Genomic DNA, 20015 nt, shown 5'->3' on the forward strand with positions numbered 1-20015 from the left:
GGGCCGCCGCCCAGCCGCCCGCCCGACGGAGCGTCAGCAGCCGCCCGGCAGCGGGCTGCGGTGCAGCGCGGCGGCGTACCGGTGGGCCAGCCTCGGCATGCGGTAGCGGACGGCGTGGGCCCGCACCTCGTCGTCCTCGGCCACCGCGACCAGGTGCGCCTCGATGAGCTCCTCCACGATCCGCTCGGCCGGCTCCGCCAGGCCGCCCAGCGCGGCCAGCAGGACCGTCTGGTCGAAGGCCGGTCCCGGCAGCGCTCCCAGCGCCCCCAGCGCCGCCTGCTGCCGCGGGGGCAGTGCCCGGTGGAACCTGCGGTAGCCGTCCTGGACGGAGGATCCCCCCACCGACAGTTCGTGCGGGCAGGCCGGCTGCCGGCCCAGCTGGTCCGCGTACTCGCGCAGGGAGAGGTGGCGCAGCGCGGTGAGTTTCGCGGCCAGCGCACGGACGACCAGCGGTGAGAGTCCGTACACTTCCTGAAGCCGGTGCAGCGTGCGGTCCGCGTCCACGAGCCGCTGCTCGCCGAGTACGCGCACCAGGAGCTCCCGGGCCTCGCCGGGGGTGAACTCGTCGAGTTCGATGCGGTGGACGCACTCCAGGCCGCTGAGCCGGTGCGCCGAGGTGACCAGGGTGCGGCTCGGCCCGCGGCCCGGCAGCAGCCGGCGCACCTGGGACTCGCCGGTCGCGCCGTCGAGGACGAGGAGGACCTGCCGGTCGGCGATCCAGGACCGCCACAGCGCCAGTGCCGCGGTCTCCTCGCGGGGCGGGGTGATGTCGAGACCGGTGCTGCGCAGCAGCTCGGTCAGCACCTCGTGCCAGTCGCGGGGGGCGCCGTCGGGGTGTCCCAGCGGGACGAAGACCTGCCCGTCCGCGAAGCGGTCGGCCACGCGGTGGCCGACGTGGACGGCCAGCGCCGTGGTGCCGACGCCCGGCGGGCCGGAGACCGCCGCGACGTCGGTACATCGGGCGCCGCCGGTGAGGACCGCCTCCGCCGCCTCGACCTCCTCCCGGCGGCCGACGAAGTCCGCGAGGTCCCGGGGGAGTTGGGAGGGCCTGGCGTGCTCGCGCGGCCGGGCACGGCCCGGCCGGGCCGCACCCTCGCCGGCCAGGATCGCCCGATAGGTCTGCTGCAGGACGGGGCTGGGGTCGAGGCCGAGCTCCCGGGCGATGAACTGCCGGTGGCTCTCGAAGGCGGCGAGCGCCTGCCGCCGGCCGCCGACCTGGTCGAGCGCGGTCATGTGCAGCACGATCAGCCGCTCGCGGAACGGGTGCCGCACGGCCAACTCGCTGAGCCGGTCCAGCAGTCCGAGCGCCCGGCCGGACTCGACCTCCAGCTCGGCCCAGTCCTCGTACACGGCGAGGAACCGGTCGGCGAGCCGCTCCGACTCGCGGGCGGCGAACGGGCTGCCGAGCAGGTCGACCAGCGGCTGGTCCTGCCAGAGCCGGACCGCCTCCCCGAACAGCGCCGACGCGCCGGCCGGGTTGCCCTCCCGCTGCGCCTGCCGCCCGGCCGTCGCGAGTTCGTCGAACCGCAGCAGGTCCGACTCCTCGGACGTCACCGTCAGCGTGTAGCCGTAGGGCACATGACCGATCCGTTCCCGCAGCACCTTGCGCAGGGCGGAGACGTACACCTGGAGGTTCTTGCGCGCCGTCCGGGGCTGGTCGCCGTCCCAGAGCGCATCGATGAGCTGGTCGACCGACAGCACGGTGTTCGCCCGGCTCAGCAGCGCGGCCAGGAGTAATCGCTGTTTGTACGGGCCGAGTTCGAGCAGGGTCTCGCCGGACCGTACCCGCAGTGGTCCGAGCATCGTGAAACGCAGCGGTCTTGTCGCGCCGGTGTTCCCGGTCATATGGCCCCTCCCCCAGAGTGCGCCACGCCATGGGCACAGCTCGGGCCGGCCCGATCGGGGCCGGTCGCCTTCGTCTGTACTCCGACGGGTAGCTTCGCCGAGAAGAGGATGTCTGGCAAGGACGCGGTGAGCAATTGGTGAACAGCGGCACCGGGGAGCCGCGAGGGGCGGGACAAGCTGCCAGGAAGCCCCGCACATACCGGAGTTCAACCGGCGGCTCCTAGCGTCGCACTGTGACGTCGGCCGACGTCCGAGCGCGAGCGAGAGGAGATCCGAATGTCCGACGAGGTGCAGGCACACAGCGTGGGCGGCGACGACGAGGACCTGGCGGGCTGCGGGATCCAGTTCAACGCCAGTGCCGTGGACGACGAGGTGCAGGCCCACAGCGTGGGTGACGAGGACGAGGACCTGGCGGGCTGCGGGATCCAGTTCAACGCCAGCGCCGCCGACGGCCCCGCCGGCGTCTAGCCCGACGCTTCGTCAACGGCCGACCCGCCGCCGGACCGGACGGTCCCGGCGGGACGAGGCCGGGCCGGCCCGTGCGGGCGCAACCGCACGGGCCGGCCGTCGCCCTCCCGCCCGGCACCCGATCATCCTGTGAGGCTCTCGTGGACAGTCTGCTCCGGCTCGTGGACGACCTGCCGACCCTCGAAACCGCCTGGGAGCGCGAGCCCTTCGTCAGCACCGGCCTGGGCGACTTCGGTGACGTGTTCTCGCTGGAGAGCGCCGAGCGGCTGATTCACAGCAGCCTGCCGATGACCGCGGTACGGCTCTTCCGTGACGGCGAACTGCTGCCCGCGGAGCGCGTGCTGCGCAACCGGGGGAGCAACCCCAGGAGCCGCGAGAAGCTCGCCGACGGCGGCAAGGTCGCCGAACTGGTGGCCGGCGGCGCGACGCTGACCCTGGAGGAGCTCCAGAACCACAGCCCGGAGGTGGCGCGCTTCGCCGCCGACGTGGCCCGCGAGACCGGTTACGAGGCCGACTGCACCGCCTTTCTGACGCCCCCTCGGGCGCGCGGCGCGGCTCCGCACTTCGACCTGGTGGGGATCTTCCTGCGCCAGCTCCACGGCTCCAAGCGCTGGCGGGTGAGCGCCCCCGTGCGGCGGCTGCCGAGCCGCGCCCGCGCGGTGGCCCCGTCGGAGGTCGGCGAGCCGGTGCTCGACGTCGTCCTCAAGGAGGGCGAGTGCCTCTACCTGCCGCGCGGCTTCGTCCACGTCGGCGAGACCACCGACGAACCCTCCCTGCACCTGTCGATCGGCCTGCGCGGGATCACCTGGGAGCGGGTCCTGCGCAGCCTGCTGGCCGGGGCGGCCGAGCGGTTCGAGCCGCTGCGCGAAGTCCTGCCGCCGGCCTTCTCGGACCTCGACCGGGCCGCCCTCTACCGCGAGCGCGTCGAGCTGCTCGCGAAGCACCTGGCGGACGTCGAGTGGTCCCGGGTCTCGCTGGACATGCTCCGGTCCGAGCAGCCCTCGGCGGCGCCGGCACCGGGCAGCCTGGCGGCCTCGCTGCTGCGCCCCGCCGCCGGGGACGGGGCGCAGCCGGGCCCGGCGCACCCCTGAGGGCGGGGCCGCCCCCGGGTAGGCCGTTGAGGGCGGAGCGCCCCCGGGCACCGCCCCGGCGCGCGGCGGGCCGGCGCGGGCCGGCTCAGGCGAACGGGGTGCGGTGCAGCGAGATCAGCAGGCGCCAGCTGTGGGCGGCCAGTTCGCCGGCGGTGGCCGGCACGAGGGCGTGCAGCCAGTCCGCGAGCAGCGCCGTGAAGGTCGCGGCGACGGCGGTGGCGACCAGCTCGGCGTGCGGCGCGCCGGCCAGCTCCCGTTCGGTGCGGCTGCGCTCCCGGAGTTCGCGGTGCAGCAGCTCGCCCAGGGGGCCGGTGCCGCCGGGCAGCAGCAGCGAGCGGTAGACCGCGGCGTGCTGCTCCACGTCCGCGAGGAACGCGACGAGGGCGGGCGGCGGGGCGGCCGGGTCGGGGGTGCCGCGCCAGGCGTGCAGGGCGTCGACGGCGTCCCGGACGACCTCGGCGCAGGCGTCCACCGCGAGCGCCTGCAGGTCCTCGTAGTGGAGGTAGAAGGTCGCCCGCCCGACGCCCGCCCGCCGGACCACGGCCGCCACGCTGGCCTCGGCGAGCGGGCGCTCGGCGCACTCGGCCAGCAGGGCGGCGCGCAGCCGGGCCCGGGTGCGGTCGGCCCGTGCGTCGGTCATCGGGCGACCAGCACCGCGGCCAGCGCGAGCGCGCCGGGCAGGGCCTGGGCGAACAGGATCCGGCGGTTGGCGGTCGCCCCGCCGTACAGGCCCGCGATCACCACGCAGGAGAGGAAGAAGACCTGGACGCGGAAGCCGGTCGGGTCGTCCGCGATCAGCCCCCAGACCAGGCCGGCGGCCAGGAAGCCGTTGTAGAGGCCCTGGTTGGCGGCCAGCGGTGCGGTGGCCCTGGCCATCGCCGGGTCGAACCCGGAGAGCCCGCGCCCGGGCGCACGCTCCCACAGGAACATCTCCAGCACCAGGATGTATCCGTGCAGTGCGGCCACCAGGCCCACCAGCGTGCTCGCGACGATGCCCATGACGGGGCTCCTTTCTGGACTGTTGTCCAACAATAATAGACACATGTCCAGAATGGCTGCCAGCCGTCTCGTTTCAAGAGATGAAGTCACAGACTCCACAAGGAAGTTCCACCGCTTCACCTCTTGACCGCCGCCCGGCCGGGCGGGACAGTGTGTCGACGCTCTGAGAGCGCTCTCAGAGCGTCGCCCGCCGTGCTCCCACCGCCGAGGGAAGGCATCCCCCATGACGGCAACCCCACCCCCACCCCCACCCGTCCCCGCCCCCGTGTCCCGGTCCGCCCGGTCCGGGCCGGCCGGCCGGTCCTCCCGCGCCACCGCGCCCCGCCACCGCGTCCCGGTGGCGGTCCTCACCGTGCTCGCCCTGCTGCTGGCCGGCCTGTGGACGGCGGCCGGCGCGCAGGCGGCGGCCGACTACACCCAGTCGGCGACCACCGCCGGCCCCGGCTCGGTCCTGTTCACCTTCACCCCGGCCACGCCGGCCACCCTGGTCGACGTCCACTACCGGCCCGGCACCGGCGGCCAGCAGGACTTCCGGATGACGGCCGTCGCGGGCCGCTGGGAGAAGACCGCCGCGGGCCTGGTGACCGGCTCGACCCTGGAGTACTGGTTCACCTACGAGAAGGCCGGGCCGCTCCACGACACCCCGCACTTCACCACCACCGTGGGTTCGGGCGGTTCGAACGGCGGCGGCGGGGCGGGCAGCTTCCCGCTCACCTTCGTCAACAACACCCGCGGCACCTACGGCGACGCCCAGATCTACGTGACCGTCCTCGGCATGGCCACCCCCGGTCAGTGGTCCTACCTGCGGCCCGACGGCTCGATGGCGCACATCGACCACCTCGGCGCCAAGGCCCCCGGGCACCTGACCAAGAACGGCGTCGACTACCCGAACATGTCCTTCACGCTCGACCGCGCCGCCACGGTCCCCTCACCGGCCGCCATCCGCGGCGGCCGCATCTACATCTCGCTCGGCTCGCCGCTGTTCATCCCCGTCTCGCCCGACGACCAGGGCTGGGGCGGGCCCGACCCGCAGAACCCCGCCGACCCGAACAGCGACGTCTACTACGACTGGTACGAGTACACCTACGTCCACAACGAGGTCGCGTTCGGCGGCAACACCACCCAGGTCGACGGGTTCGGCTTCCCGATGACCGCCCGGCTGCGGCAGGCCTCCAGCGGCTACGACACCACCGCGGGCATCACCCGCACCCGGGCCGAGGTGATGGCCGGCTACGCCGCGGCCGTCGGGCCCGCCTTCCGCCCGCTGCAGAGCACCCACCGCATCACCGCCCCGCGCTCCTCCGGCCTCTTCCTGGCGGGCGGCGCGCAGCAGGGCTACCTCCAGCCGGTCATCGACCGCTTCTGGTCCACCTTCACGGCGAACCGGTTCACCCTCACCCGGCTCGGTGAGACCTTCACCGGGCAGGTCTCCGGCAACACCCTGACCTTCACCAAGAACGGGGCCGGGCCGTTCCACCTGACCAAGCCAAGCTCGCCGGACGTGATGGCCTGCGCGGGCGCGCTGGCCAGCGGCAACGACACCGAGAAGCAGCTCGGCGCGGAGCTGTGCGCGGCCTTCCAGCGCGGCGTGGCGCTCACCCCGGCCGACTGGTACCGGCCCGCGGCCTACTACCGCAGCGCCGACGCCGCCAACGATTACGCCGCCTACTTCCACGGCATCAGCCTCGGCGGCCGCTCGTACGCCTTCCCCTACGACGACATCAACGACCAGTCGTCCGTCCAGATCCTCGGCAACGCCGCTCCGCCCACCGGGCTGACGCTCGGTATCGGCTGGTAGCCCCGGGCACCCGCACCGCGCGGACCGCTCGCCCTGCCCGTCCCGCCGCCGTGCCCCACCACGCCTCACCCCCACATCCGCCCACCCACGGAGGTGCACCACCGTGTTCCGGACCACCGCACCCAGAACCACCGCCACCCGCCGACGGCGCCCGCGCCGCGCGCTGGCCACTGTCCTGACCGCCGCCGGCGCGGCCACCGCGCTCTGCGCGGCGCTGCTCGGCACCGCCACGGCCGCCGTCCCGCCCGCGCCCTCCGGCTGGACCACCGTCTGGAGCGACGACTTCGCCGGCGCCGCCGACACCCTGCCCTCCGGCGCCGACTGGATCGTCGACACCGGCACCAGCTACCCGGGCGGCGCCGCCAACTGGGGCACCGGCGAGGTCCAGACCTACACCGCCAACACCGCCAACCTCCGCCAGGACGGCACCGGCAACCTGCGGATCACCCCGATCCGGGACGCCAACGGCAACTGGACCTCCGGCCGGATCGAGACCCGCCGCAGCGACTTCGAGCCGCCCGCCGGCGGGAAGCTGCGCATCGAGTCCCGGATCCAGATGCCGAACGTGACCGGCGCGGCCGCCGCCGGCTACTGGCCGGCCTTCTGGACGCTGGGCGCGCCGTACCGCGGCAACTACTGGAACTGGCCGACCATCGGCGAGTTCGACCTGATGGAGAACGTCAACGGCGTCAACCAGGTGTGGGGCACGCTGCACTGCGGCGGCAACCCCGGCGGCCCGTGCAACGAGACCACCGGTCTCGGCGCGGTGCACGCCTGCCCGGGCTCGGCCTGCCAGGGCAACTTCCACACCTACGCGCTGGAGTGGGACCGCAGCGTCAGCCCGCAGCAACTGCGCTGGTACGTCGACGGCGTGCAGTACCACTCCGTCAACGCGGCCCAGATGGACGCCGCCACCTGGGACGCGGCCACCGCACACGGGCACTTCGTCCTGCTGAACGTCGCCATGGGCGGTGCCTTCCCCGACCCGGTGGCGGGGTACCGGACACCCACGGCCGCCACCGCCTCCGGCGTCCCGATGCTGGTCGACTACGTCGCGGTCTACCGCTCCGGAGGCGGCACCACGCCGCCGACCCAGCCCCCGACCACGCCGCCGACCACGCCGCCGACCACGCCGCCCACCACCCCGCCGCCGGGCGGCGGGGTGAGCGCCTACGGCACCATCCAGGCCGAGGCCTACGGCGGGCAGTCCGGGACGGCCCTGGAGTCCACCACCGACACCGGCGGCGGGCAGAACCTCGCCGCGCTCGCCAACGGTGACTGGGCGCTCTACCCGGGCGTCGACTTCGGGAGCACCCCGGCCCGGCAGTTCAAGGCCCGGGTCGCCTCCGGCGCGGCGGGCGGTGTCAGCGGTCTGGTCGAAGTCCGCCTGGACAGCCGGACGGCCGCCCCGATCGGCTCGTTCGCGGTCGCCAACACCGGTGGCTGGCAGAACTGGACGACCGTCCCGGCCAACATCGGCGGGACCACCGGCAAGCACGACGTCTACCTGACGTTCACCAGCGGCCAGCCGGCCGACTTCGTCAACGTCAACTGGTTCACCTTCAGCACCACCTGACGCGGGGCGCCGCGCGGTGGCGGACGGTTGCCGTCCGCCACCGCTCCGGCGTGCCCGGCGGGGTCGGTCGGGGTGCGGTGGGGGACCGCCGGACCGGCCGCCTCGGCCAGCGGCTGCCTCGACCGGCTGGGAGCGCTCTCACCGTCGGCCCGGCGACCGGCTAGGCTCTGGAGGACGAAAGCGTCCGCGCGCGAGAGGAGCCCACGGTGCCGGAGCAGACGCCGCGTCCGACGCTGGAGTCGGTCGCCGAATTGGCCGGGGTCTCCCGGGCCACGGCGTCGCGGGTGGTGAACGGCGGTGAGGGGGTCCGGGAGGCCCTGCAGGACAAGGTCCGGCGGGCCGTCGAGGAGCTCGGCTACGTCCCGAACCCGGCCGCCCGGACGCTGGTCACCCGGCACAACCGGGCCGTGGCCGTGGTGGTGGCCGAGCCGGGCAGCCGGCTGTTCTCCGACCCGTTCTTCGCCCAGCAGCTGCGCGGCATCGGCCGCGAGCTGGCCGCCGCCGACCACCAGATGGTCCTGATGATGGTCGACGACCACCACGACTACGAGCGGGTCGGCCGCTACCTGGCCGGGGGCCATGTGGACGGCGCGCTGCTGTTCTCGCTGCACCAGCCGGACCCGCTGCCCGGGATGGCGCGCAAGGTCGGGCTGCCCTTCGTGGTGGGCGGCCGACCGGGCTGGGCGGGCGCCGAGACCGACCGCGACCTGGTGTACGTGGACAGCGACAACCGGGGTGGCGCCCGGCTGGCGGTCGGCCACCTGCGGGCGCTCGGGCGCACCGCCATCGCCACCGTCACCGGCCCGCTCGACCAGACCTCCTCGCTGGACCGCCTGGACGGCTACCGGGACGTGCTGCCCGACGGCGACCCGGCGCTGATCGCCGAGGGGGACTTCACCCCGGACGGCGGCGGCCGCGCGATGGCCGAACTGCTGGCCCGCCGGCCCGACCTGGACGCGGTGTTCGCCGCCTCAGACGCGATGGCCTCGGGCGCGCTGCGGGTCCTGCGCGAGGCGGGCCGCCGGGTGCCGGAGGACGTCGCGGTGGTGGGCTTCGACGACGTCGAGTCGATCGCCGCCTGGACGGAGCCGCCGCTGACCACGGTGCGCCAGGACATCGAGGAGATGGGCCGGTTGATGGCCGGACTGCTGCTGCGCCGGCTGGTCGCTGCCGGTGCGCGCCCCGGGCCGGCGGCCGGCTTCCCGCCGGGCCTGCGACCCGGCGGCCCCACCTCCGTGATCACCCCGACCCGGCTGATCCTGCGAGCCTCCGCCTGACTGCCTGACTGCCTGACTGCCTGACTGCCTGACCGCCTGACCGCCTGACCGCCCGGCGCCTCCGGGCCCCCGCGCCCGGTGCCGCCCGCGTGCTCGGTGTCGCGTCCCGTCGCCCCGGCGTCCGCCTTCATGCCCTGAACGCGCGGCCCGCGGTGTCCCGGAGATTACGTTCGGGTTTCGACCTCTTGACCGCCGCGTCGCCCGCACGGCACTCTCCTCTCAGCGCTTGAGAGCGCTCTCAAGAGCGCTCTCACAGCAGACCGGCCCTTGCCCCGCCCCGTCGCCTTCCGGGCTCGCTCGGCGACCCCTCGTCCTTGCGTCCTCGCGCCCCGCTCGCCCGCGCCGCCCGAAACGAACCCCACCCGCCCCGCCAGGGAGTCCACATGCGCCGCTCCGCCGCCGTGCTCGGCAGCACCGCCCTCGCCGCCACCCTCCTGCTCACCGCCTGCGGCAGCTCCGCCGGCTCCTCCGACGCCGCCGACGGCAAGGTGACCGTCACCGTCGACCTCTTCGGCACCTTCGGCTTCAAGGAGAGCGGCCTCTACGAGGAGTACATGAAGCTGCACCCGAACATCACCGTCAAGCAGACCGACACCCAGGACGAGGGCCAGTACTGGCAGGCCCTGCAGACCAAGCTCGCGGGCGGCGGCGGCCTGGCCGACATCCAGGGCCTGGAGGTCGGCCGGGTGGCGAGCGTGCTGCAGAAGCAGGCCGACAAGTTCACCGATCTGAAGACCCTCGGCCTCGGCTCGGTCAACGACGAACTGGTGCCGTGGAAGGGCGCCGCCGTGAAGACCGCCGACGGCCGGGTGCTCGGGGCCGGCACCGACATCGGTCCGGAGGCGATCTGCTTCCGCACCGATCTGTTCAAGGCGGCCGGCCTGCCCACCGACCGCACCGAACTGGCCGCCCGCTGGTCGACCTGGCAGGGCTATCTGGACCTCGGCAAGGAGTACGTCGGCAAGGCCCAGGCCGGCAACGTCTGGACCGACAGCGCGGCCGGGCTCTTCACCGCCGAGGTCGGCCAGCAGAAGGTGCGCTACGCCGACGAGAGCGGCAAGCCCGTCTTCGACAGCAGCCAGGCCGTGAGGACCGCCTGGGGCGACGCGGGCCGGCTGGTCGCGGACGGCCTGTCGGCGAAGCTCCCGCAGTGGACGCCGGAGTGGAACAAGGCCTTCAGCACCGGGAAGTTCGCCACCCTCAGCTGCCCCGCGTGGATGCTCGGCTACATCAAGGGCCAGGCGGGCGAGGCCGGTTCGGGCACCTGGGACGTCGCCCCCGGTCCCGGTCGGACCGGCAACTGGGGCGGCTCCTACCTGGCCGTCCCGAAGACCGCCAAGCACCCCAAGGAGGCCGCCGCGCTGATCGCCTGGCTGACCGCCAAGGAACAGCAGACCACCCTCTTCACCAAGCAGGGCTCCTTCCCGTCGTCCACCGGCGCGCAGGCCGCGATCAAGGACGTGACCGACCCGTACTTCAACAACGCGCCGATCGGCCGGATCTTCAGCGAGTCGGCGGCCGCGATGCCGGCCCAGGTGCTCGGTGTGGACGACGGCGTGATCGGCAAGGCCTTCACCGACGCCCTCGGCGAGGTCGAGCGGACCGGTACCGCACCCGACACCGCCTGGAAGCACGCGATGGACAACATCCGCAAGGCGAACGGCAGCTGACGGATACTCAGGACGTCATCACGATGGCCATCACCTCCGCCGCCCGCCTGCGCGCGGCCGACCCGGCGAAGCCCGGGACCGGCCGGGCCGGGCGGCTCGCCCCCTACGGCTTCCTCGCCCCGTTCTTCGTCCTCTTCGCCGCCTTCGGGCTGTTCCCGCTGCTCTACACCGCCTACGTCTCGCTCCACCGGGTCGAGTTGCAGACCACCGACCGGATGGACTGGCTGGGCCTGCAGAACTACAGCCGCCTCCTGGCCGACCCGTTCTTCTGGAACGCGCTGCGCAACACCTTCACCATCGGGGTCCTCTCCACCGTTCCCCAGCTGCTGATGGCCCTCGGCCTGGCCCACCTGCTCAACTACCGGCTGCGCGGCCGGTCCTTCTACCGGATCGCGATGCTGCTGCCGTACGCGACCTCGGTGGCCGCCGCCACGCTGGTCTTCGCCCAGCTCTTCGGGCGCGACTACGGCCTGATCAACTGGGTGCTGGGCCAGGTGGGCCTGAGCCCGGTGGACTGGCAGGCCGACACCTGGGCCTCGCAGTTCGGCGTCTCCGCCATCGTCACCTGGCGGTGGACGGGCTACAACGCGCTGATCTACCTCGCCGGCATGCAGGCCATCCCCGGCGAACTGTACGAGTCGGCGGCGGTGGACGGCGCCTCCCGGTGGCAGCAGTTCCGGCACATCACCGTCCCGGGCCTGCGCCCCACGATCGTCTTCACCGTCGTGGTCTCCACCATCGGCGCCACCCAGCTGTTCGGCGAACCGCTGCTGTACGAGGGCAACGCCGGCGGCGGGATCTCCCACCAGTACCAGACCCTCGGCCTCTACCTGTACGAGCAGGGCTGGAGCTTCTTCCACCTCGGGCGCGCGGCCGCGGTCGCCTGGGTGATGTTCCTGCTGATCGTCGTCCTCGCCCTGCTGAACGCGGCGATCGCCGCCCGGCGCAACCGTACGGACCGGTGACCGCATGCGACCGACTCCCCGCTCCCCGCTGCACGGCGGCCCGCTCGTCCACGTGGTGCTGATCGCCGCCACCCTGGTGTTCGCGTTCCCGTTCTACTGGACGCTGGTGGCCGCCAGCCGCTCCAACGCCGAACTCAGCTCGGCCGCACCGGCGCTGACCCCCGGCCCCAACCTGCTGCACAACATCGGCGAGGCCCTGCGGCAGGCCGCGATCGGTGACGCGCTGCTGAACTCGCTGATCGTCTCGGCCACCGTCACGGCCGGGGTGGTGCTCTCCTCGACGCTGGCCGGCTTCGCCTTCGCGAAGCTGCGCTTCCGCGGCCGCGGCCTGCTGCTGGCGGTCACCGTCGCCACCATGATGATCCCGCCGCAGCTCGGCGTGATCCCGCTGTTCATGGTGATCGTCCGGCTCGACCTGCAGAACACCCTGCCGTCGGTGATCCTGCCCTCGCTGGTCTCGGCCTTCGGGGTGTTCTTCATGCGGCAGTACCTGATCCAGGCGCTGCCGGACGAACTGATCGAGGCCGGCCGCGTCGACGGCGCCTCGCTGCTGCGGATCTTCCGCTCGATCGTGCTGCCGGCCGCCCGTCCGGGCATGGCGGTGCTGGGCATGCTGACCTTCATGGCCACCTGGAACGACTTCTTCTGGCCGGTCGTCGCGCTCAGCTCGCAGAACCCCACCGTGCAGGTCGCGTTGAAGTCCCTGGGACAGGGGTACGTTCCCGACCAGTCGATCGTCATGGCCGGCACCCTGATCGGCACGCTCCCCGTCCTGCTGGTCTTCGGCCTCCTCGGCCGCCAGATCGTCGGCGGCATCATGCAGGGCGCCGTCAAGGGCTGACCCCCCGACCCACACTCCGGAAGGCGACATGACCGACCACGCCCAACCCCTCGTGTTCCCCGCCGACTTCCTCTGGGGCGCGGCCACCGCCGCCTACCAGATCGAGGGCGCGGCCGGGGAGGACGGCCGCACCCCGTCCATCTGGGACACCTTCAGCCGGACGCCGGGGAAGGTCCGCAACGGCGACACCGGCGACATCGCGACCGACCACTACCACCGGTTCCGCGAGGACATCGCGCTGATGGCCGAACTCGGCCTGCCCGCCTACCGGTTCTCGATCGCCTGGCCGCGCGTCCGGCCCGGCGGCAGCGGCCCGGCCAACAAGGCCGGGCTCGACTTCTACGACCGGCTGGTCGACGGGCTGCTGGAGCACGGCATCACCCCGGTCGCCACGCTCTATCACTGGGACCTGCCACAGGAGTTGGAGGACGCCGGCGGCTGGACGGACCGGTCGACCGCCCGGCGGTTCGCCGAGTACGCGGCCCTGGTCGCCGGCCGCCTGGGGGACCGCGTCGGCGCCTGGACCACCCTCAACGAGCCGTGGTGCAGCGCGTTCCTCGGCTACGGCAGCGGCGTCCACGCCCCCGGCCGCACCGACCCGGCCGCCGCGCTCGCCGCCCACCACCACCTGCTGTTCGCCCACGGCCTCGCCGTCGGCGCGCTGCGCGCCGAACTCCCGGCCGGGGCCCGGGTCTCGCTCACCCTCAACCTGGCGGCCGTGCGCCCCCGCAGCGACGACCCGGCCGACCGCGAGGCCGCCCGGCGCATCGACGGCCTGGCCAACCGGATCTTCCTCGACCCGGTGTTCCACGCGCGCTACCCGGCCGACGTGCTCGCCGACACGGCCGGCGTCACCGACTGGTCCTTCGTCCGGGACGGCGACCTCGCCGAGATCGCCCGGCCCGTCGACGCGCTCGGCATCAACTACTACACCCCGACGGTGGTCGCCGCCGACGACCCGGCCGACCCCGCCCCGCGCCAGGACGGCCACGGCGGCGAACGCTCCCCGTGGCCCGCCGACCAGGGCATCCGCTTCCTCCCGGCCGACGGCGAGCGCACCGCGATGGGCTGGCCCGTCGACGCGGACGGCCTCTACGAACTGCTCACCCGGCTCCGCGACGACCTGCCCGGCCTGCCCCTGCTGATCACCGAGAACGGCGCCGCCTACGACGACTACAGCGACCCGTCCGGTGCCGTGCGCGACCCCGAGCGGATCGCCTACCTGCGGGCCCACCTCACCGCCGTCCACCGCGCGATCGCCGCCGGCGCCCCGGTGCGCGGCTACTTCGTCTGGTCGCTGCTGGACAACTTCGAGTGGGCCTACGGCTACGGCAAGCGCTTCGGGATCGTCCACGTGGACTTCGCGTCCCAGCGCCGGACCCCCAAGGACAGTGCCCGTTGGTACGCGGAGGTCGTCCGCACCGGCGAGCTCCGCCCGGCCGGCCCGCCGGCCTGACCCCGACCGCCGTTCTGACCCCGGACCCCGGCCTCAGGGGCGCCGGACCCGGCTTCAGGGGCGCCGGACCGGGAATGCGAGCCGTGACGGCGGTCGTTGCCGCTGAGGTGACTACTGCTGCGCCTGCGATCCGTCTCTCGGTACTGGACCGTTCCCGGACGAGACAGGGGAAGGAGCCGGCCCAGGCGCTGCGGGACACGGTGGCGTTCGCCCGGCACGCCGAGCAGCTCGGCTACCACCGGTTCTGGGTGTCGGAGCACCACGGTGTCCCCGGCGTGGCCGGGTCGGCACCGACCGTGCTCGCCGCGGCGGTGGCGGCCGCCACGACCAGGATCCGGGTCGGGACGGGCGGTGTGATGCTGCCCAACCACCAGCCGCTGGTGGTGGCCGAGCAGTTCGGGGTGCTCGCCGCGCTCTTCCCCGGCCGGATCGACATGGGGCTGGGCCGCTCGGTGGCCTTCACCGACGGCGTCCGGCGGGCGCTCGGCCGGGACAAGGACGCCGCGGACCGCTTCGCCGAGCAACTGGCCGAGCTGCTCGGCTACTTCGACGGGTCGGGGCGCACCCGGCAGGACGTCCACGCGCGCCCCGCCGAGGGCCTGGACGTCCCGGCCTTCGTCCTGGCCACCGGCGCGGGCGCCGACATCGCCGCCGACGCCGGGCTTCCGCTGGTCATCGGCGCCGTGCGCGGGGAGGAGCGGATGCTGGCCGCCATCGACCGCTACCGCGCCCGGTTCCGCCCCTCCGCGCAGGCGGCGCGCCCGCACGTCGTGGTCTCCGGCACGGTGGCGGTCGCCGCGACGGCCGAGGAGGCCGAGCGCCTGCTGGTGGCCGAGGCCTGGTCGAGCGCCCACGCGCGCACCCACGGCGAGTTCCCGCCGCTCGCCCCCGCCGAGGAGGTGCTGAACCGGCAGATGAGCCCGCGCGAGCGCGCGGCCTACCAGCAGTCGCTGCGCGGGCACATCGCCGGGACGCCGCCGCAGGCCGCCGCCCGGCTCGCCGAGCTGATGGCCCGGACCGGGGCCGACGAGTTCCTCGTCACGACCAGCAGCTACGACCGCGCGGCACTGCTCGACTCCTACCGCCTCCTCGCCGAGGCGGTCCGCCCGCTCTGACCGGGGAGCCGGGCGCCGGCGCGCGTGCGGGAGCCGCGTCCGTGTCGCGCAGCCCGGCCCGGGTGAACAGCGGACGCCGCCGCGCCTGCGGGAGCCGCCCCGGCGCGGTCAGTACTGGACGGTGACGGCCTCGACCCCGCTGAAGTCGGCGGCCGCCAGGTCCTCGTCACGGATGACGTAGTAGAGCGGGCAGCCGGTGAAGTCCGGGCGGCCCGCGGCGAGCAGGACGCGCTCCGGGCCGCGGCCGTGCGGCGGCACCACGTACTGGTCCGACTCCCGGTCGGGGCCGAGCAGCACCATGGAGGCACGGTGCTGCGGCGCGACGTCCAGGGCGGTGGAGGGCAGTGCGGCCAGCCGGTCCGCCGCCTCCTCGGGGAGGTCGAGGAGCGGCTCGTCGTGGAACCGCCCGACCCGCGCCAGCATGGCCTTGCCGGCGGCGTACAGCGGGGTCGGCGGACCGGTGAACTCCCACGGCGGGGCGCCCCAGCCGTCCTCGGGATCGGCGAACGCCGGATCGGCGGCCACGTCGTACGGCGCGGTGTCGGCGGCGGTGCGGTCCGGGAAGTGGAGGACGGTCACCGGGTCACGGCCGCCGAAGCCGTCGTGGCCGAGGAAGAAGAAGTACAGCAGGCCGCGGGGCGGCAGCAGGCCGTTGACGTCCGCCGGGGCGACCTCGGCCAGGTCGACCTGCGCCACGAAGCACTCCGGCAGCGGCTCCGGACCGGGCTCGGTACCCGGCCAGACGAAGCCGGGCGGGACGGCCGGCACCCCGCCGCACCGGGAGAACGGCTCCGGCCCCCGGTGGTCGGCGGGGCGCGGCCCCAGGGCGATGCCGTGCTCGGCGACCCCCACCAACTCGCCCGCCCAGGGCCCGAGGCCGGCCTCGCCGATCAGCCGGCGGAGCGTCCGCTCGTCCTCGGCGGTCACAGGGTTGGGGCGCATCATGCCGCCACTCTAGGACCCCGCACCGACACCGCGGTCGCGGGCCGCCGCCCCGTCCGGCCGGACCGTCGGCGGCGGCCGGCAGGGTCCGCGCGACGGGCGGGACGAGGAGGGACGAGGAGGGCATGGATCGCGCGCGGGTCCTGCTGCTGGACGAGGCTCCCGGCGCGCTGCTCGCCGGGGAGCTGGAGCGGCTGCTCGGCCACGGGCCGGCCGTCACCCTGAACCTGCGGCGGGTGGCCGACCACCCCGGCACGCGGGCCGCCCGGGCCGGCCGGGTCGACTTCACCGCCTTCACCGCCTTCGACGCCTTCGACGAGTCCGCGCTGATCGCCGCGACCGTGCGCGACGGCCGCGGCCACCACGCCGTCAAGTCCCGGGCCGGGGTGCCGCTGCGCGCCGCCTTCCTCGCGGCCGCGACCCACCCCTCGCCCGCCCACCGGCTGCGCGTGTCGGCCGGGCCGGGGCGGGCACCGACCACGTCGAGCCGGCCGCCGCCACCCGGCACCGGGTCACCGTCGCGCACACCCCGGGGGCCAACGCCAACGCCGTCGCGGAGTCCGCCCGGGCCCAGTTGCCGGCCCTGACCCGCGACCTCCCGGCGCAGAACGCGGCCGCGCACCGCGGCGGCCGGCAGCAGCCGGCCGCACCGGCGGCGGAACTGTCCGAGCCGACCCTGGGCATCGTCGGGCTGGGCCGGATCGGCCGGGTGCCGGCCGAGCGGGCGGGCGCCCTCGGCATGGCGGTCCGGGGCCTCACCCGGCAGCCGGCCGACACCCCGGTGCCGACGGCCCCCTCCCTCCCCGCACTCCAGGCGGGCAGCGACGTCGTCTCGCCGCACCCGCCGCTCGCCCCGCGGACCCGGGGGCCGATCGGCCGGGCGGAGCCGGCGCCGATGCGGCCCGGGTCGATCCTGCTGAACACCGCCCGGGCGGCATCGTCGACGAGGCGGCCCTGGCCGGCGCGCTGCGCGACCCGGCGCACCCGCTCGCGGCGGCCGCCGGCGACACCTTCGAGCACGAGCACGCGGCCTTCGCCTCCCCGCTCTTCGGCCTGCCGAACGCCCTGCCGAATCGCCCTGCTCACCCCGCAAGTGGCCGGGATGACCAGGGGAGCCGTGGCCACCGCGGCCCGCCGGTGCGCCGACCACCTCGCCGCGCTGCTCGCCGGCCGCCCGGACGGCGTACCGGTGGTCGCCGGTCGACGCCCGGAGCGGCCCCGAACGGCTACGGCGTGCGCGAGAAGGAGCGGCGGTAGGAGCGCGGCGGCACACCGCGACGCCGGACGAACTGCGCGCGCAGGACGGCCGCACTGCCGAAGCCGACCCGGCGGGCGATCTCCTCGACCGGCAGCTCCGTGGTCTCCAGGAGCTCCTCGGCGCTGCTCAGCCGCAGACCGAGCAGCCAGGCGTGCGGAGTGGTGCCGGTCGCGGCGGTGAAGCGGCGGGCGAAGGACCGCCTGCTCATCAGGGAGCGCCGGGCCAGCTCCGCGACCGGCAGCGGCCGGTCCAGGTGCGCGCGGGCCCAGGCGAGGACGTCGGCGAGGCGCTCGTCCTGGCAGTCCTCGGGGACGGGGGTGGCCAGGTACTGCGCCTGGCCGCCGTCGCGGTGGGAGGGCAGCACCAGGTCGCGGGCGATGGCGTTGGCCGTCGCGGCGCCGTGCTCGCGGCGCAGGAGGTGGAGGCAGAGGTCGAAGCCGGCGGCGGCGCCGGCGCCCGTGGCGATCCGGCCCTCGTCGATGTAGAGCGCGTCGGCTTCCACGGCGATCTCCGGGTGGCGCTCGGCCAGCAGCGCGGCGAAGCGCCAGTGGGTGGTGGCCCGCCGCCCGTCGAGCAGCCCGGCCGCGGCGAGCGCGAAGGCCCCGACGCAGTGCCCGGCGACCAGCGCTCCGCGCTCGTGGGCGGCGGTCAGCGCGTCGAGCACGGCGGGCCCCGGCGGTGTCCGGAAGTCGGCCCAGGGCAGGGCGATGACGAGGTCCGCCGCGGCCAGCCGGTCCAGGCCGTGCTCGACCACGAGGGGCAGCCCGGTGTCGGTGCGGACCTGCCCCGGCCGGTCGGTGCAGAGGGCGAAGTCGAACCGGGGCAGCCCCTGGCCGCGTGCGTCGAAGACCTCGGAGACGATGCCGGCTCCGAGCATGCCGACGCCGGGCGGGGCGTAGGCGGCGATCGTCGTGAAGGGCGGCACCGCAGGAGTGTGGCACGAATCCGGTGTGGCACGAATCCTGCGATCGCTGGCAGTGCGGCCACTCGTGGCGGTGCGGGCCGCTCGGAAGACTGAGGGCATGACGACAGACGCACCGCTCGGCCGCAGCGCCCGCTACACGATCCTGACCACCGGTTACACCCTCTCCACCGGCCCCGGGGTCGCCGCCACCGTCTCCTACCTCGGCGACGGGGACCGCCATGTGATCGTCGACCCGGGGATGGTGGCCGGCCGCGACCGGATCCTCGGCCCGCTCGCCGAGCTGGGCCTCGGCCCCGACGACATCACCGACGTGGTGCTCAGCCACCACCACCCCGACAACACCATGAACGTCGGCCTGTTCGGCGAGGCCAGGGTCCACGACCACAAGGCGATCTACCGGCACGACCAGTGGACCGACCGCGACGCGGAGGGCTACGAGCTCACCCGGTCGCTGCGGCTGATCCGCACACCGGGGCACAGCCGCGAGGACATCACTCTGCTGGCCGGCACCGACGCCGGTGTCGTCGCGTTCGTGGGCGACCTGTGGTGGCGGCCGAACGGTCCGGTCGACGACCCGGTGGCCCCGGACCACGAGGTCCTGCGGCTCTCCCGGCTCCGGGTGCTGGCGGCCGCGGACCTGATCGTGCCCGGCCACGGCCCCGCCTTCCCGGCCGACGACACCGCGCCCCGCTAGGCCGGGATCCCCGCGCCCCGCTGGGCCGGGACCCCCGAGCCCGGCGTGCGCCGGATCGGCCCCGGCTCCGCCCCGGCCGGCGGGGTGGCCGACAATGGCAGCGTGAACGACACGGACTACCAGGTGCTCCTGCAGGACGCGATGGAGGCGGCCCGGCGGGCGCCCGAACGGGGGCGGGCCGCCGACTACATCCCCGCCCTCGCCCAGGCCGACCCGACGGCCTTCGGGATGGCGATCGCCACCGTGGACGGCGCGGTGTTCGGCGCCGGGCACTGGGAGCACCCGTTCTCGATCCAGTCGGTGTCGAAACTGTTCACCCTGGCCCTGGCCCTGGCGGACGGCGGCGACGAGCTCTGGCGGGGCGTCGGCCGCGAACCCTCCGGCAACCCGTTCAACTCGCTGGTCCAGCTGGAGTCCGAGAACGGCATCCCGCGCAACCCGTTCATCAACGCCGGGGCGCTGGTCGTCACCGACCGGCTGCTGAAGCTGACCGGCGACGCCGTCGGCGCCGTCCGGGACTTCCTGCGCACGGAGTCCGGCAACCCGGCCGTCGCGGTGGACGACTCGGTGGCCTCCTCCGAGGCGCAGCACGGCCACCGCAACGCCGCGATGGCGCACTTCATGGCCAGCTACGGCAACCTGCGCAACCCGGTCGACAGCGTCCTCGCGCACTACTACGCGCACTGCGCGATAGAGGCGAGCTGCCGCGACCTCGCGCTGGCCGGGCTCTTCCTCGCCCGGCACGGCACCCGCGCCGACGGCTCGCGGCTGCTGTCGCGCAGCGAGGCCAAGCGGATCAACGCGGTGCTGCTCACCTGCGGCACGTACGACGCGGCGGGGGAGTTCGCCTACCGGGTGGGGCTGCCGGGCAAGAGCGGGGTCGGCGGGGGAGTGCTGGCGGTGCTGCCGGGCCGGGGCACGGTCTGCGTCTGGAGCCCGGGCCTGGACGCGGCCGGGAACTCGGTGCTGGGGGTCGCGGCCCTGGACGCGCTGACGACGGCCACGGGCTGGTCCGTCTTCTGACGTCCGGCCGGCCGGTGGTGACGCCCCGCCTTGCCGGCCGGCCGGGGTGCCGGATCCGGGCGGGTCGGGGGC

18 protein-coding genes and 1 pseudogene are annotated in these 20015 nt (G+C 74.7%); 14 read left to right on the forward strand and 5 right to left on the reverse strand.

Annotation, left to right across the window (positions count from 1 at the left end; genetic code table 11):
• Positions 1–33: 33 nt before the first annotated feature.
• Entirely contained in the window at positions 34–1845 is a 1812-nt protein-coding gene (locus tag ACWDRR_RS21770) for a BTAD domain-containing putative transcriptional regulator (RefSeq protein WP_449773826.1), read from the reverse strand.
• Positions 1846–2121: 276 nt separating this feature from the next.
• On the opposite strand from ACWDRR_RS21770, the gene ACWDRR_RS21775 reads away from it, so the two are divergent.
• Together ACWDRR_RS21775 and ACWDRR_RS21780 are read left to right on the forward strand one after the other, a co-directional pair.
• Positions 2122–2313 carry a hypothetical protein gene (locus ACWDRR_RS21775; RefSeq protein ID WP_360641609.1) on the forward strand — a complete coding sequence of 64 codons (192 nt, stop codon included), beginning with the start codon at positions 2122–2124 and terminating at the stop codon, positions 2311–2313.
• Between the two features lie 140 nt (positions 2314–2453).
• Positions 2454–3404, forward strand: coding sequence for a JmjC domain-containing protein (locus tag ACWDRR_RS21780; RefSeq protein WP_449773827.1), 951 nt, complete (start codon positions 2454–2456; stop codon positions 3402–3404).
• An 85-nt stretch (positions 3405–3489) separates the two neighbouring features.
• On the opposite strand, the gene ACWDRR_RS21785 is transcribed toward ACWDRR_RS21780, so the two are convergent.
• Both ACWDRR_RS21785 and ACWDRR_RS21790 read right to left on the reverse strand, forming a co-directional pair.
• Complete coding sequence (locus ACWDRR_RS21785) at positions 3490–4044, reverse strand: TetR/AcrR family transcriptional regulator (RefSeq protein ID WP_449773828.1); 555 nt, start codon at positions 4042–4044, stop codon at positions 3490–3492.
• Positions 4041–4403 (reverse strand): DUF1304 domain-containing protein, encoded by a 363-nt coding sequence (locus tag ACWDRR_RS21790; protein ID WP_449773829.1) that lies wholly within the window; start codon positions 4401–4403, stop codon positions 4041–4043. Before ACWDRR_RS21790 ends, ACWDRR_RS21785 begins: the two co-directional genes overlap by 4 nt.
• Positions 4404–4740: 337 nt before the next feature.
• Here ACWDRR_RS21790 and ACWDRR_RS21795 point away from each other — a divergent pair, with 337 nt between their 5' ends.
• The 8 genes from ACWDRR_RS21795 to ACWDRR_RS21830 all read left to right on the forward strand — a co-directional run bounded on the left by ACWDRR_RS21795 (position 4741) and on the right by ACWDRR_RS21830 (position 15101).
• Positions 4741–6201, forward strand: a complete 1461-nt coding sequence (locus tag ACWDRR_RS21795; protein ID WP_449773830.1) for a glycoside hydrolase family 64 protein — start codon at positions 4741–4743, stop codon at positions 6199–6201.
• A 103-nt stretch (positions 6202–6304) separates the two neighbouring features.
• Positions 6305–7777: a glycoside hydrolase family 16 protein gene (locus tag ACWDRR_RS21800; RefSeq protein ID WP_449773831.1), complete on the forward strand. Its 1473-nt coding sequence runs from the start codon at positions 6305–6307 to the stop codon at positions 7775–7777.
• A gap of 206 nt (positions 7778–7983) precedes the next feature.
• Positions 7984–9054, forward strand: a complete 1071-nt coding sequence (locus tag ACWDRR_RS21805) for a LacI family DNA-binding transcriptional regulator (protein WP_449773832.1) — start codon at positions 7984–7986, stop codon at positions 9052–9054.
• Positions 9055–9437: 383 nt separating this feature from the next.
• A complete protein-coding gene (locus tag ACWDRR_RS21810) occupies positions 9438–10724 on the forward strand; it encodes an ABC transporter substrate-binding protein (RefSeq protein ID WP_449773833.1) in 1287 nt (428 codons plus the stop codon).
• Between the two features lie 23 nt (positions 10725–10747).
• Entirely contained in the window at positions 10748–11689 is a 942-nt protein-coding gene (locus tag ACWDRR_RS21815; protein ID WP_449773834.1) for a carbohydrate ABC transporter permease, read from the forward strand.
• 4 nt (positions 11690–11693) lie between these two features.
• Positions 11694–12530: a carbohydrate ABC transporter permease gene (locus tag ACWDRR_RS21820; protein ID WP_449773835.1), complete on the forward strand. Its 837-nt coding sequence runs from the start codon at positions 11694–11696 to the stop codon at positions 12528–12530.
• 28 nt (positions 12531–12558) lie between these two features.
• Positions 12559–13986: a GH1 family beta-glucosidase gene (locus ACWDRR_RS21825; RefSeq protein WP_449773836.1), complete on the forward strand. Its 1428-nt coding sequence runs from the start codon at positions 12559–12561 to the stop codon at positions 13984–13986.
• 107 nt (positions 13987–14093) lie between these two features.
• Positions 14094–15101: an MsnO8 family LLM class oxidoreductase gene (locus tag ACWDRR_RS21830; protein ID WP_449773837.1), complete on the forward strand. Its 1008-nt coding sequence runs from the start codon at positions 14094–14096 to the stop codon at positions 15099–15101.
• A 108-nt stretch (positions 15102–15209) separates the two neighbouring features.
• On the opposite strand, the gene ACWDRR_RS21835 is transcribed toward ACWDRR_RS21830, so the two are convergent.
• Positions 15210–16046, reverse strand: coding sequence for a DUF1963 domain-containing protein (locus ACWDRR_RS21835; protein ID WP_449773838.1), 837 nt, complete (start codon positions 16044–16046; stop codon positions 15210–15212).
• A gap of 122 nt (positions 16047–16168) precedes the next feature.
• Here ACWDRR_RS21835 and ACWDRR_RS21840 point away from each other — a divergent pair, with 122 nt between their 5' ends.
• Both ACWDRR_RS21840 and ACWDRR_RS21845 read left to right on the forward strand, forming a co-directional pair.
• On the forward strand, positions 16169–16630 hold the full coding sequence (locus tag ACWDRR_RS21840) for a hypothetical protein (protein WP_449773839.1): 462 nt from the start codon (positions 16169–16171) through the stop codon (positions 16628–16630).
• Positions 16555–17160: pseudogene (locus ACWDRR_RS21845) on the forward strand (NAD(P)-dependent oxidoreductase); the annotation flags it as partial. The gene ACWDRR_RS21840 and the pseudogene ACWDRR_RS21845, both read left to right, overlap by 76 nt.
• A gap of 109 nt (positions 17161–17269) precedes the next feature.
• On the opposite strand, the gene ACWDRR_RS21850 reads toward ACWDRR_RS21845, so the two are convergent.
• A complete protein-coding gene (locus tag ACWDRR_RS21850; protein WP_449773891.1) occupies positions 17270–18178 on the reverse strand; it encodes a GlxA family transcriptional regulator in 909 nt (302 codons plus the stop codon).
• A gap of 145 nt (positions 18179–18323) precedes the next feature.
• Here ACWDRR_RS21850 and ACWDRR_RS21855 point away from each other — a divergent pair, with 145 nt between their 5' ends.
• The gene (locus ACWDRR_RS21855; RefSeq protein ID WP_449773840.1) at positions 18324–18920 is read left to right on the forward strand and encodes an MBL fold metallo-hydrolase; all 597 of its coding nucleotides are present in this window, start codon (positions 18324–18326) and stop codon (positions 18918–18920) included.
• Between the two features lie 102 nt (positions 18921–19022).
• Entirely contained in the window at positions 19023–19943 is a 921-nt protein-coding gene (locus ACWDRR_RS21860) for a glutaminase (protein WP_449773841.1), read from the forward strand.
• The last annotated feature ends 72 nt before the right edge of the window (positions 19944–20015 follow it).

The organism is Kitasatospora sp. NPDC003701, from assembly GCF_053587085.1.